We start from the raw sequence: 13,032 nt of genomic DNA, 5'->3' as shown, positions 1-13,032 counted from the left end.
GTAGGATCCCCGTCCTGCACCGAGAGTCACGGAGAGATCATGAAGAGTGACATTGGTGGGTGCCCGGGAAACCTCCCGCCGGTGCCGCCCGGTTTCGTCGGCCGAGCCACGGAACTCGCCGAGATCGGTGACCGGCTGCGCACGAACCGCCTGGTGACCGTGACCGGAGTGGGCGGTGTCGGCAAGACCCGCACGGTCCTTCAGGCCGGTGACGCGCTGCGCGCACGCTTTCCCGACGGCGTCTGGCTGGTCCGGCTGTCCCCGGTACGGGACGGCGCGCTGCTGCCCCACGCCGTGGGCATGGAACTGCGACTGCAGGACCAGACCACCCGGCCGATGATCGACGTGCTCGCCGACCATCTGGCCGACCGGCGCTGCCTGCTGATCCTCGACACCTGCGAGCATCTGGTCGACTCCTGCGCCCTGCTGGTGACGGCCCTGCTGCAGGGCACCGAGCACCTGCGCATCGTCGCCGTCAGCCGGCAGAGCCTGCGGGTCAGGGGAGAGTCGCTGATCACGATCGCGCCGTTCCCGACAGCGGCGGACGAGCCGTGCCGGGACGCCGCCGACCTGTTCACCCAGCGGGCCTCCGCGGCCGTACCCGGATTCGCGGTGACCGCCGCGGGCCGCCGCACGATCGCCCGGATCTGCCACCGGCTCGACGGCCTTCCCCTGGCACTGGAACTGGCCGCCGCGCTCGTCCGCGAGCACACCATCGACGATATCGCGGCCCGTCTTGAGGCCCGGTTCGACGCCCTCGCCCGGACGACGTCCGATGCCCCCACCCGCCATGACACCCTCAAGGCCGCCATCGGCTGGAGCCACGAACTGTGCGCGCCCGCCGAACGGCTGCTGTGGGCACGCGCCTCGGTCTTCGCCGGCTCGTTCACCGCGGACGCCGCCCGGGCCGTCTGCGTCGGAGGACCCCTCAGCTCCATCGACCTGCCGAGCGTCCTGGACGCGCTGGTCGACAAATCCATCCTCCTCAAGGACGGCTCCCGCTACCGCTTCCTCGACACCATCCGCGAGTACGGGACCACCTGGCTCGCGCACCTCGGCGAAGACCACGCCATCCGCCGCCGGCATCGTGACCGCTACCTCTCCCAGGCCCGGCAGGCGTACCCCCACTGGACATGGGCCGAGCAGGTCACCTGGTGCCGGCGGATCACCGACGACATCGCCGAGGTCCGGCTCGCCCTCGAAACCTGCCTGGCCGAGCCCGGCTCCGCCGCGACGGAGATGGCCGGCGCCCTGTGGTTCCTCTGGTTCTCCTGCGGCCATCTGCGCGAAGGCCGCGAGTACCTGGAGCGGGCTCTCGCCCACGACACGGAACCGGGCCCGCTGCGCGTCCGGGCCGCCTGGGCGTACGGCTGCGTCCTGCTCGCCCAAGGCGACTTCCCCAGCCTCCAGCTCTGCATCGACATCTGCCGCGCGTCCCGCCACCTCACCACGGAGGCCGCCGTCGCCGCCGACTACCTCGACGGCGCCCGCCACGCCCTCCAGGGCGACCACGAGCGGGGCATCGGCATGCTCTCGGCCATCGACGCCCGGCCCGAACGGGGCGGCATCCACGAGGTCACGTGGATCCAGGTACAGGCCGTCCTCTCGCTCACCCTGGTCATCACGGGCTCGTTCGCCGAGGCCGCCGCCATGGCCCAGGAGATCCGCGACGAAGGCGGCCGCCGCGATGAGGCCAAGTTCCTCTCCTGGGGCCACTACGTCCAGGCCCTCGCCGACCTCAACACCGGCCGGCTCGACTCCGCCGAGCTCCACGCCCGCGCCGCCTTCGAGAACGTCCGCCGGCTCGGCGACAGCTGGGGCATGGCCCTCGCCCTGGACGCCTTGGCCATGGCCACCGCCGCCCTGGGCCGGCTCGAAGCGGCCGCGCACCTCCTCGGCGCCGGAGAGTGCCTGTGGCAACTCACCTACGGCCGCTCCCAACTGGGCTCACCCCAGCTCATGAACGCCCGCAGCGCCTGCGAGCAGCAGATCCGCACCGCCCTGGGAGACACCGCGACCGACACCGCCTTCCACGCGGGCCTCACCACCGGAGTCACCTGAGCACAACCCACTCGATCGACGCTTCCGGTACACCGCGGCACTCGGCCTGCTGATCGGCTGAGACGGGGGAGCCCCGGGGCCGGGACACCGTCGAGGCCCGGCCCCGGCTGAGTGTCGGGGCCGGGCCGAATCGTCCGGTGTCACCCGGGATACGTCGGTGGCCGTGTGGTCGCCTCTCGACCGGTCAGGCGGCCGGGTTGTCCCGAGGGCGGGGTGCCGCGGATTCGGTGAGTGGCCGCCCGTGCGTTTCCGGGGCCATGACCAGGGAGCACACCGCGCCCACGGCGCTGATGACACCCACGATGATCATCGTGCCGGAGATTCCGGTGTGGTCCAGGAGGAGGGGGACGGCGAAGGTTCCGAGGATGGTGCCGACCCGGCTGATCGACAGGCCGATGCTGAAGGCCGTGGCGCGGATCTCGGTGGGGAAGATCTCGTTCGGGTAGATCCATTGCAGGATCGTCGGGCCGCCGATCGCCATGGCGTACACCGCGAACAGCACCACCACGACGATCGCCGTGGCATCGGCGAAGGCGCCGAGTGCGAGCAGGGCGGCACTCGCGATCATGAAGGGCCAGATCAGCAGTGTTCTTCTGGGCAGCCGGTCGGAGACCACGGTGGCGAAGATGGTTCCGACGAGGAAGAACACCCCGACCAGCACGGAACCGACGTCCACCGCGCCCTGCCCGCTGAGGTCGAATGCCTCCAGCAGCTTGGGGGCGAACGCGTAGATCGCGTAGACGGGGGTTATCGAGCACGCCCAGAAGGTTCCGACGAAGATCGTTCTCTTGAAGTAGGGCGACCGGAAGATCAGCTTGAGGCTGGTCGGGGTGGACTCCTCGCCGATGCCGTCAAGGGTTGCGTGCGGTCCGTAGACCTTCTGTACGACGCTGAGCGCCTCGTCCGTCCTGCCCTTGCTGATGAGCCAGCGTGGTGATTCGGGTGTGCCGATGCGCAGTATGGCCAGCAGGGCGCCGATCACGGCGGGGGACAGCAGGATCCATCGCCACGCCTCCGTTCCGAGTTGCAGCAGCGCCGCGCCGACGAGATAGGCGGCGGCGTTGCCGGCCGTCCACATGATCGTTTGCAGGCCGATCAGCTTCGCTCTGGCCTTGCGGGGGGCGAACTCGGCCAGCAGCGACGAGGCGATGGGGTAGTCGGCGCCGATCGCGATGCCGAGCAGCACGCGCAGGACCAGCAGTTGCACGGGACCGGTGACGAAGAACTGCGCGACGCACAGCAGTGTGATCGCGGCGATGTCGGCCACGTACATGATGCGTCGTCCGAGCAGGTCGGTCAGGTAGCCCACCCCGATGACGGCCGGGACGCCGAGCAGGGGGGCCACGGCCAGGATCCCCTGCCATGTTCCGCTGAGCTGCCACTGGTCGGCGATCTGCGGAAGCGCGAAGCCGATGACGCCGAGTGCGAAGCCGTCCAGGAACGGTCCACCCGAGCAGAACATCGTGAGCTTGCGGTGGAACGCGGTCAGCGGGGCGTCGTCGATGACGTTCGAAGCCGGCCCCGCCGCGGTGGCCGGCGAGGTGAGGGGGTCGGGAGTGGTCATGGTTCCTCCCATCGGTGGTTCCGGCAGGCGAGCGCCGCCGAAGTCAGGAGGACCTTAGATTGCTCAACAATCTGACGTCAATAGTCGGGGTCGAAACAGCATCTAGCTCGGGAACTTCGAGATAGTACGAGCTTGGGCCTAACGCCCTCCGCTTGATTGTTGAGCAATCTGTGGACTAGTCTTCCCGGCATGTCACTCGATACCGCCGAGACGGAGGCGCCCAGCGCCGCCGAACGGATCGCCGGCCTGCTGCGCGACAGGATCCTGGAAGGCGAGCTGCCGCCCGGCTCGCCCCTGCGGGAGGTATCACTCGCGACCGACCTGCAGGTCTCCCGCAACACCCTGCGGGAGGGCCTGCGCCAGCTGTCGTTGGAGGGGCTCGTGGCGCTGGTCCCGAACCGGGGGGCGGCGGTCAGGCGGCTCACGGCGGCGGACGTGCGTGACATCTACCGGGCGCGAAGGGCCCTGGAGGTCCAGGCGGCCACAGCCAGCGCTCTGGTGGAGGACGAGCAGTTCGCCGACATGGAGGCGGCGGTCATCGCCGGGGAGCGGGCCGAACGGGAGCGCGCCTGGGCGGCCGCGAGCACCGCGAGCCTGCGCTTTCACCAGGCGCTGATCGCCCTGCTGGGCAGCCGCCGGCTCGACGACTTCTTTCACTCCCTCCTCGCCCAGCTCCGCCTGGCCTGGGGCGAGACGCAGGACGAGGAACTCTTCCAGCGCTCGTGGGCCGTCCGCGATCGCGAGCTCCTCGACCTGCTGCGCACGGGCCACCGGACGCAGGGAGTCGGCGCGTTGCTGGTCTACCTCGACGACTCCGAAAGCCAGACGCTCGACACGCTCCGGCGTGCGCGCACGGCCTGACCGTCCCCGACCTCGAGACGGCCCGTCCCCGGCCGTCCCGCACTCCACGATCGAGAGGTATCCGATGAGCCACCCTCCCGCCGCCTACCAGCCGAAGGCCGGCAGCATCCTGGACGTCGACACGGCCTTCTACGACCGCCTGGCCGAACGGACGGACGAGCGCAAGCCGGTGGAAGAGTTCGTCATCCCGATCCGTTCCGGACGCGCGTGGGAGGTCCCGGCCGGTCACCTGTGCCGTGTGATCACTCCCGAGGGCCCGCAGGTCGGCGACTTCAACGTGTGGAACCGCCACAACCCGCGGGAGCGGCTGTGGGCGGCGCGAACCCGCCAGCTGCAGAGCGCCCACGTGACGAGGTACGACCGGCTGTGGTCCACGCTTCCCTACCTGCGCCCGCTGCTGACGATCACTAACGACACGCTGGAGTCCTACGGAGTCGACGACGACGGCGGGCGGGTGCACGACCTGCTCGGCTCACGCTGCGACCCGTATGTGAACCGCATCCTCAGCGACGAGGACTTCGACTTCCACTGCCATTCGAACCTCGTCCGTGCCGTGCTCCCCTACGGGCTGACCGAGTTCGACGTCCACGACGTGCTCAACATCTTCCAGTGCACCGGCCTCAACGATGAGGACCGGTACTTCATGAAGGCCTCGCCCGCGAAGCCCGGGGACTTCTTCGAGTTCTTCGCCGAGCAGGACCTGCTGTGCGCGCTGTCCACCTGCCCGGCGGGCGACCTGTCGATCCCGCTGTGGGGCCCGGACGCCCGCGATCCGCTGGAGGTCTGCAGGCCGCTCGCGGTCGAGGTGTACCGGCCGGACGCCGGGCTGCTCGAAGGATGGAGCCCGCCGCCGGTCGCGTCCTACGCCGGGTTGCACGGCATCGACCTGCCCGCCTGGCCGACCGAGGGCGCGGAGTAGCCGATGCCGGGTACGACACCACGGTCCATCGATCTGAACGCCGATCTGGGGGAGGGGTACGGCCGCTACACCCTCGAAGGGGACGTCGACGTCATCCCCCACATCACCTCCGCGAACATCGCCTGCGGATTCCACGCCGGTGACCCGCGCACCCTGGACGCGGCGGTGGCCATGGCCGCCGAGCACCGGGTGGGGGTCGGCGCGCATCCCGGCTTCCCCGACCGGGTGGGATTCGGGCGGCGCATGATGGCCCTGGGCCCCGAAGAGATCATCACCGACGTCGTGTACCAGATCGGGGCGGTGCAGGCGTTCTGCCATCGCCATGGAACCCGGCTGCGGCACGTCAAACCGCACGGGGCACTGGGCAACCTGGCCTGGAAGGACGATCGGGCGGCCGAGGCCGTGGCGGCCGCGGTGGAGTCCGTGGATCCACGGCTGATCGTCATGGCGTGGCACGGTTCCGCGCTCGAAAGGCAGGCTCGTCGCCGGGGGCTCACGGTGGCCAGGGAGGCGTTCCTGGACCGCGCCTACGCTCCCGACGGGACCCTCGTCCCCCGGTCCCGGCCGGGAGCGGTGCTGCGCGGCGAGGAGGCGATCCTGCGCCGTGTCCGGCGGTTGGCGCGCGACGGAACCGTCCAGGCCATCGACGGGACGGTACTGGACGTCGACCCCGACTCCCTTTGCCTGCACGGTGACACGGCCGGGGCGGTCGACCTGCTCGCCAAGGTCGGCGCCGCTCTACAGGCAGAAGGCGTGACCCTGCGAACGTTTCACGAAACAGGGGAGCACCCATGAGCGTGCCGCCTGCCTCGCTTGGCGATGCCCCGCCTGGCGAGACCCCGCCTGGCGATGCCCTCGAATTCCAGCGTCTGCCCGTGACACCGCGTCCGCCGTCACAACGGGACGCCGTCCTGGCCGCTCCCGTTTTCGGGCGGACGTTCACCGACCACATGGTGACGGCCCGTTACACCGAGGAGGCGGGCTGGCATGGCTTCACCGTCGGCCCCTTCCAGGACCTGCCGCTCTCTCCGGCGACATCGGCGCTGCATTACGGGCAGGCCGTTTTCGAGGGACTGAAGGCCTACCGGCAGCCCGACGGATCGGTGGCCCTGTTCCGGCCGGAACTGAACGCCGCCCGGTTCGCGGCCTCCGCCGCGCGCATCGCCATGCCACCGCTGCCGCGGGCCGCGTTCCTGGCAAGCCTCGGCGCCCTGCTGGAGGCCGACCACGCATGGGTGCCGGACGGTGCGGACAGAACCCTCTACCTGCGGCCGCTCATGATCGCCACCGACCGGGCGGTCGTCGCCGCCGCCTCCGGCACCTACCTCTTCGTTCTCTTCGCGAGCCCCGCGGGCGCGTACTTCGACGGCGGGATCCGGGCGCTGCGCGTCTGGGTCGAACGCGACCAGGTGCGGGCGGCGCGCGGAGGCACCGGCGCGGCCAAGTTCGCCGGCAACTACGGCGCCGGCCTGCTCGCCCAGAAACTCGCCCGCGAGCGCGGCTGCGACCAGGTGGTCTGGCTCGACCCCGAGCGGCGCCGGTTCGTCGAGGAGCTCGGGGCGATGAACCTCTTCCTCGTCGCCCGGGAGGAGGGCCGGGACGTCCTGCTCACGCCTCCGCTGAGCGACAGCCTGCTGGCCGGGGTGACCCGCGGCTCGGTCATCGACCTCGCCCGTGACGCCGGCATGACCGTCCGGGAGGCACCGATCGCGATCGAACGGTGGCGGGACGGGGCGCGTGACGGCGACATCCGCGAGGCGTTCGCCTGCGGGACTGCGGTCGCGGTCGCGCCCATCGGAAGCATCCGCGACGCGACCGGAGACACCGTCATCGGCGACGGCAGGCCCGGTCCCGTGACCCTCGCCATCAGACAGCGCCTGCTCGACCTCCAGTTCGGCCGTGCCGACGACCCCCGCGGCTGGCGCCATACCGTTTGGAAGGCAACATGACCACGTCCAAGGTTCCCGGAGCCGCCTCGATACACGAGGCGGGAGGAGGCATCGGGGCGCTGCCCGGCAGGCTCCGTCCCGTGACGCCCCGGATGCGGGTCCACGGTCCCGCCTATCCGGTGCGCTGCCCCGGAGGCGACAACCTGTGGCTCCACCGGGCGATCGCGGCCGCTCCACCCGGCTCGGTCATGGTCGCCGAGACCGGCGGCCTGACCGAGTTCGGCTACTGGGGCGAGATCATGACCCGCGCCGCACGGGCGAAGGGCCTGGCCGGCCTCGTCATCGACGGCGGCGTCCGGGACACCGCCGTACTGGCCTCGCTGGACTTCCCCGTCTTCAGCAGCGGCGCCCGCATCCGCGGGACGGGCAAGGACCCGGCACGCGGCGGGGCGCTCGCCGTGCCCGTCGTGCTCGGCGACGTCCTGGTCCGTCCAGGCGACCTGGTGGTGGGCGACGCCGACGGCGTCGTGATCGTCCCGGCGGACGCCGCCGTCGAGGCCGTCGAGGCCGCACGGCGCCGGGACCTCGACGAGGCCGCGATCATCGAGCGGCTCGAAGCCGGCGAGACCACCCTCGACATCTACGGGCTCCCGGCATGACCGACCACCAGGTCGGCAGGCTGTCCCGGCTGGACACCTGCCTGCTCAGCGATGCGCTCGCCGCCGAGGCGATCCCGGGCGCGCTGTCCGGCCTCGCCCCCGTCACCGCGGGCCGCTCCTTCGCCGGCCGCGCCATCACCGTCGATCTGGGCCCCGCAGGTCCCGCGACGGCGTCCGCCCGCCATCTCGGCACCGCCGCCCTGGACGCCGCCGTCCCCGGCACCGTCATCGTCGTGGCCCACCACGGGGTGACCACCGTGGCGGGCTGGGGCGGAATCCTCAGCCGGGGCGCGGTGCGGGCCGGGGTCGCCGGAATCGTGGTCGACGGCGCGGTACGCGATGTCGACGAGATCCGCGAACTGGGCCTCGCCGTGCACGCCGCCGCCGCCACGCCGCGGTCGGCTCGCGGAACGGTCGTGGAACGCGCCTGGAACTGCCGGATCGACGTCCAGGGCGTCACGGTGACCCCCGGCGACCTGGTCCGCGCAGACGGCTCCGGCGTTGTGATCGTCCCCGCGTCGATGGCCGGGAGGGTCCTCGGCACCGCCGAGAGGCTCGCCGAGAAGGAGGCCGCCATGGCGGCGGCCGTTCAGGACGGCGTCGCGATGAGCCAGGTCATGGGCGCCGCCTACGAGGGCGCCATCCAGGCGCGATCCCACACCGCCACGAAAGGACCCGACGACCGTGACAGCACCTGAGGCCGTGCGTTCCTATATAGCGGCGGGCAGCGAAGTGTTCTTCGCCGAGCTCGCGGAATGGCTTGCGATTCCCTCCATTTCCAGCGACCCGGACCACGCCGGCGACGTCCGGCGGTCGGCGGAGTGGCTCGCCTCCGCCCTGCGGCGGGCGGGCTTCCCGATCGTGGAGATATGGCCCACCGGCGGCCATCCGGCCGTGTACGCCGAGTGGCCCTCCGCCTTTCCGTCGGCCCAGACGGTTCTGATCTATGGGCACCATGACGTCCAACCGGTCGAGCCGGTGGAAGCGTGGGACACGCCGCCCTTCACACCGACGGTCGTCGGAGACCGCATGTACGCGCGGGGCGCCTCCGACGACAAGGGCCAGGTGCTCTTCCACGCGCTCGGGGTCCGCGCGCACCTGGCGGCGACCGGCCTGACGGCGCCCGCCGTCACCCTGAAGCTGCTCATCGAGGGCGAAGAGGAGGCCGGGTCGCCGCACTTCGAAGCACTGGTACGGCGGCACGCCGACCGGCTGGCGTGCGACGTGGTGGTCAACGCCGACTCCGCCATGTGGTCGGCCGACGTCCCGACCACCTGCACCGGTATGCGCGGCATGCTCGCCGCCCAGGTCACCTTCCGCGGGCCCGCCGACGACGTGCATTCCGGTTCCTTCGGCGGCGCGATCCCCAACCCGCTCACCGAACTGTGCCGGGCACTGGGCGGGCTGCACGACCACCGATCCCGGGTGACCCTCCCCGGCTTCTACGACCGCGTCGTCGAACTCACCGACACCGAACGCGACCTGTTCGCCAAGCTTCCCTTCGACGAACGGGAATGGCTGTCCACCGCCCGGTCCCGCGCGGGACACGGCGAAGAAGGCTTCACCACTCTCGAACGCGTGTGGGCCCGGCCGACCGCCGAGATCAACGGCATGTGGGGCGGCCACACCGGCCCCGGCATAAAGACGATCATCCCGCGGGAAGCCCACGCCAAGGTCTCCTTCCGCCTGGTCGCGAACCAGGAACCGGCCGAGGTGCGGGAGTCCTTCCGCCGCTGGCTGGGAGAACAGGCCCCGCCGGGCATCGCCGCCAAGGTGGAGTTCTTCGGGGAGGGGACCAAGCCCTGTCTCACTCCGCTCGACCACCCGGCCGTGGGAGCGGTGACCCGGTCTCTCGGGCGGGCCTTCGACCGCCAGGTGCTCTACACGCGCGAGGGCGGATCCGGCCCTTCCGCCACCCTGGCCGAGGTGCTGGACGCCGCCGTCGTCTTCCTGGTGGTCACCCTTCCCGATGACAACTACCACGGGCCGAACGAGAAGACCGAGATGCCGCTGCTCCTCAAGGGCGCCGAGGCGGCCGCCTATCTGTGGTCGGAACTGGGAAGCGAGAACTAGATGACCATCGACGAGCGCGAATGGCGCGATCTCGGCACCAGCACGGTCTCCGACGCGCTCGATCGTGCCGGGATCGCCGGGCAGATCCCCGCGATCGCGCCGCTCCGGCCGTCCTTCCGGCTCCTCGGCCCGGCCTTCACGGTCCGGTACGGGCCGGTCGGCCAGGACGCGGGCACGGTCGGCGATTACATCGACGAGGTACCGCCGGGCTCCGTCGTCGTACTCGACAACCAGGGACGCGCGGACGTCACCGTCTGGGGCGATCTGCTCACGCTGACCGCGCACCGCAGACGGCTCGGCGGCACGGTCGTCAACGGAACCTGCCGCGACACCGACATCGCCCTGGAGACGGACTATCCGATCTTCACTCGGCACCGGTGGATGCGCACGGGCAAGGACCGCGTCCAGGTCGAGGCGGTCCAGCAGCCCGTCAACTGCGGCGGAGTCCGCGTAGAGCCGGGCGACCTGCTCGTCGGGGACGCCGACGGAGTACTCGCCGTCCCCGCCTCCAGGGCCGAAGAGGTGCTGCGGCACGCCCTGGACATCACCCGAGCGGAGCAGGCCATCCGGGAACAGGTCGTGAAAGGCGCGACCCTGCGGGACGCCCGCGCCGCCGTCGGCTACCACCGCCTGCAGACACGGAGATGAACCACGACCCCGTGATCTGCGCCGCCCGCCCGGTCGGAGACCGCGCCGTACTCCTCGATCTGGACGGTCCAGAGTCCGTCCGGCGCATCCACGCCGACCTGACGCGTCACCCCGTGGAAGGCATCGCCGACGTGGTGCCCGGAGCCCGGACCCTGCTGCTGATCGCCGAACAGGGCCGAAGCCGAGCCCTGACCACCGCCGTGCAGCGCGCCCGGAAGCCGATGAGCACGGTCGCGACACAGCTGACGGAGAGAACCGTCAGGTTGCCGGTGCGCTACGACGGCGCCGATCTGGCAGAAGTCGCAGCACGGTGCGGCATGTCCATCGAAGAGGTGATCGCCAGGCACAGCCGCCGCACCTACACGACCGCGTTCCTCGGCCTCGTACCAGGATTCGCCTACCTCACCGGCCTCGACCCCGCGCTCCACCTTCCCCGACGAGACAGCCCGCGCACCCGCGTCCCGGCGGGCTCCCTGGCCATGGCGAGCGAATACACGGGCGTCTATCCGAGCTCATCACCGGGCGGCTGGCACCTGCTCGGCACCACCGACTCGGCACTGTGGGATGTGGAACGACGCCCCCCTGCACTACTCACCCCCGGCACCACCGTCCAATTCGACCCGATCCGATGAACCCGAGAACGGCACGCCGAGAACTGCTCATACACCAACCCGGCACACTGACACTGGTGCAGGACCTCGGCCGAACCGGCCACGCGTCGCTCGGCGTGCCACCCTCCGGAGCAGCCGATCCCCCCGCACTGAAGCTGGCCAACCGCCTGGTCGGTAACCCCGAGAACACCGCCGGCCTGGAGATCACCCTCGGCGGCCTCATCGCCGAGTTCACCGCCGGACACTGGCTGGCGCTCACCGGGGCCGAACTGCACGCGCGACTGGACGACACGCCCCTGGCGGCGAACGCCCCCCACTACGCTCGGCCAGGCCAGATGCTGCGACTCGAGCGCCCACTGGGCCGCGGCCTGCGCACGTACCTGGCGATCTCCGGCGGCATCGACATTCCTCCCGTACTGGGCAGCCGGTCAACAGACCTGATGTCCGGACTCGGCCCACCGCCCCTGCGAAGCGGCACGAAACTGCCGCTCGGACCATCGACCGCGGCCACGCTCAACGTGGATATCGCACCCGTCCCCGGGCCCGCACCGGCACCGACGCTGGATATCGTCCCAGGCCCCCGCGACGACTGGTTCACGCCAGGGGCCATGACCATGCTGACCAGCGCCGACTACGCGGTCACCAGCGAAGCCAACCGAATCGGCATCAGACTCCGCGGCCCCGCCCTGCCCCGGCGCATAACCACCGAGCTGCCCTCAGAACCCATGATGACCGGCGCGCTTCAGGTGCCGCCCACCGGCCTGCCGATCCTTTTCCTCAACGACCACCCCACAACAGGCGGCTACCCCGTCATCGCCGTCGTCACGACAGCGAGCCTCCCGGCTGCAGCCCAACTCGTCCCCGGCGACACCCTCCACTTCCGCCTGGCGCGACCCAAGATCGCCCCAAAGCCGGAAAGCCCACCAAAGGGAACCCGCCGCAAGTGACCCCGGCAACCCCTGCCAACGTCGGCGGCAAGCCGATGACACGCACAATCGAGTTCGCCACCCAACGCGCTAACCGACCGTTAGCCGTCGCCCCGGTGCTCCGCGCTACCAGCACGAGCCCAAGGCGTGAAGTTGAAGCGCCTAGCCACACGAACGACTTTCACGCCCTGACTCCGGTCGGGCAGCCCTCCAACTGGCCTGACGGCAGACGGAACCGCGGCACGGCCGTACCGGAACCGGTCCGCTCCTCGAACGGCCGGGCGGAACCGGCCGTCCACGGCCTCGACGCGATCGCGGTTCGCGGCCCGGCTGAGCGGGGGAACGGCGGAAGTCACCTTCGACAGTCACCACCCGCTGCCCTGCAATCCGGCCGACCTGCTGGTCACCGTGCTGTGGACCGTCCTGACACACCTGCTCCGCCCGGCCCTGGACCGCCACCACTCAGCGGGAGCGCGCCCGCCGTCCATCTCCGCAGAGCCACTGACCGTTGGAGGCCGGTTCGCCTCGGCTGGTGCTGGACCTAGACCGGGTGGGCTTTGCGACGCCGTCGCCCTGAGCGCCCTGGTGGCGATCTGATACGCGGTCCGTGCCCGCCACGGCGACCCCGGTCATCGCCTGGCGCCCGGGAACGTGCCGCCGGATCTTGCATTGCAGCGGCCTGGACCAGCACGTCCACACGCCCGCACCGGCCTGGCGGAAGAAGTCACCTCTCCAGTCTCGAAAACCTCTAGTGATCGAGGTAGATATTCGCGGCGAGATGAGGTAGTGTTCCTGTCATCGACGAAGAACAAGTCCATGAA

12 protein-coding genes are annotated in these 13,032 nt (G+C 70.8%); 11 read left to right on the top strand and 1 reads right to left on the bottom strand.

What is annotated here, in order from left to right; all coding sequences use genetic code 11:
• The first annotated feature begins 39 nt into the window (after nucleotides 1–39).
• The gene (locus tag E1264_RS02900; protein WP_132169268.1) at nucleotides 40–2,061 is read left to right on the top strand and encodes a regulator; all 2,022 of its coding nucleotides are present in this window, start codon (nucleotides 40–42) and stop codon (nucleotides 2,059–2,061) included.
• A gap of 184 nt (nucleotides 2,062–2,245) precedes the next feature.
• On the opposite strand, the gene E1264_RS02895 is transcribed toward E1264_RS02900, so the two are convergent.
• Nucleotides 2,246–3,625 carry an MFS transporter gene (locus tag E1264_RS02895; protein WP_132169266.1) on the bottom strand — a complete coding sequence of 460 codons (1,380 nt, stop codon included), beginning with the start codon at nucleotides 3,623–3,625 and terminating at the stop codon, nucleotides 2,246–2,248.
• A 189-nt stretch (nucleotides 3,626–3,814) separates the two neighbouring features.
• On the opposite strand from E1264_RS02895, the gene E1264_RS02890 reads away from it, so the two are divergent.
• The 10 genes from E1264_RS02890 to E1264_RS02845 all read left to right on the top strand — a co-directional run bounded on the left by E1264_RS02890 (nucleotide 3,815) and on the right by E1264_RS02845 (nucleotide 12,232).
• Nucleotides 3,815–4,486, top strand: a complete 672-nt coding sequence (locus E1264_RS02890; protein ID WP_132169264.1) for a GntR family transcriptional regulator — start codon at nucleotides 3,815–3,817, stop codon at nucleotides 4,484–4,486.
• A gap of 64 nt (nucleotides 4,487–4,550) precedes the next feature.
• A complete protein-coding gene (locus E1264_RS02885) occupies nucleotides 4,551–5,405 on the top strand; it encodes a DUF1989 domain-containing protein (protein ID WP_132169262.1) in 855 nt (284 codons plus the stop codon).
• A gap of 3 nt (nucleotides 5,406–5,408) precedes the next feature.
• Nucleotides 5,409–6,200 carry a 5-oxoprolinase subunit PxpA gene (locus E1264_RS02880; protein WP_132169260.1) on the top strand — a complete coding sequence of 264 codons (792 nt, stop codon included), beginning with the start codon at nucleotides 5,409–5,411 and terminating at the stop codon, nucleotides 6,198–6,200.
• Between the two features lie 80 nt (nucleotides 6,201–6,280).
• Nucleotides 6,281–7,354, top strand: coding sequence for a branched-chain amino acid aminotransferase (locus E1264_RS02875; protein WP_243710708.1), 1,074 nt, complete (start codon nucleotides 6,281–6,283; stop codon nucleotides 7,352–7,354).
• Nucleotides 7,351–7,953: an RraA family protein gene (locus E1264_RS02870; protein ID WP_132169256.1), complete on the top strand. Its 603-nt coding sequence runs from the start codon at nucleotides 7,351–7,353 to the stop codon at nucleotides 7,951–7,953. The genes E1264_RS02875 and E1264_RS02870 overlap by 4 nt, the downstream gene beginning before the upstream one ends.
• A complete protein-coding gene (locus E1264_RS02865; RefSeq protein WP_132169254.1) occupies nucleotides 7,950–8,651 on the top strand; it encodes an RraA family protein in 702 nt (233 codons plus the stop codon). Before E1264_RS02870 ends, E1264_RS02865 begins: the two co-directional genes overlap by 4 nt.
• A complete protein-coding gene (locus tag E1264_RS02860) occupies nucleotides 8,638–10,026 on the top strand; it encodes a dipeptidase (protein ID WP_132169252.1) in 1,389 nt (462 codons plus the stop codon). Before E1264_RS02865 ends, E1264_RS02860 begins: the two co-directional genes overlap by 14 nt.
• Nucleotides 10,027–10,674 (top strand): RraA family protein, encoded by a 648-nt coding sequence (locus E1264_RS02855; protein ID WP_132169250.1) that lies wholly within the window; start codon nucleotides 10,027–10,029, stop codon nucleotides 10,672–10,674.
• Nucleotides 10,671–11,306: an allophanate hydrolase subunit 1 gene (locus E1264_RS02850; RefSeq protein WP_132169248.1), complete on the top strand. Its 636-nt coding sequence runs from the start codon at nucleotides 10,671–10,673 to the stop codon at nucleotides 11,304–11,306. Before E1264_RS02855 ends, E1264_RS02850 begins: the two co-directional genes overlap by 4 nt.
• Complete coding sequence (locus tag E1264_RS02845; protein ID WP_132169246.1) at nucleotides 11,303–12,232, top strand: biotin-dependent carboxyltransferase family protein; 930 nt, start codon at nucleotides 11,303–11,305, stop codon at nucleotides 12,230–12,232. Before E1264_RS02850 ends, E1264_RS02845 begins: the two co-directional genes overlap by 4 nt.
• Nucleotides 12,233–13,032 lie beyond the last annotated feature (800 nt).

Source organism: Actinomadura sp. KC216, from assembly GCF_004348535.1.
Taxonomy (GTDB): Bacteria; Actinomycetota; Actinomycetes; order Streptosporangiales; family Streptosporangiaceae; genus Spirillospora.
Note: the sequence above shows the minus strand (reverse complement) of the source record. Positions and strands in the feature narration are given on the sequence as shown.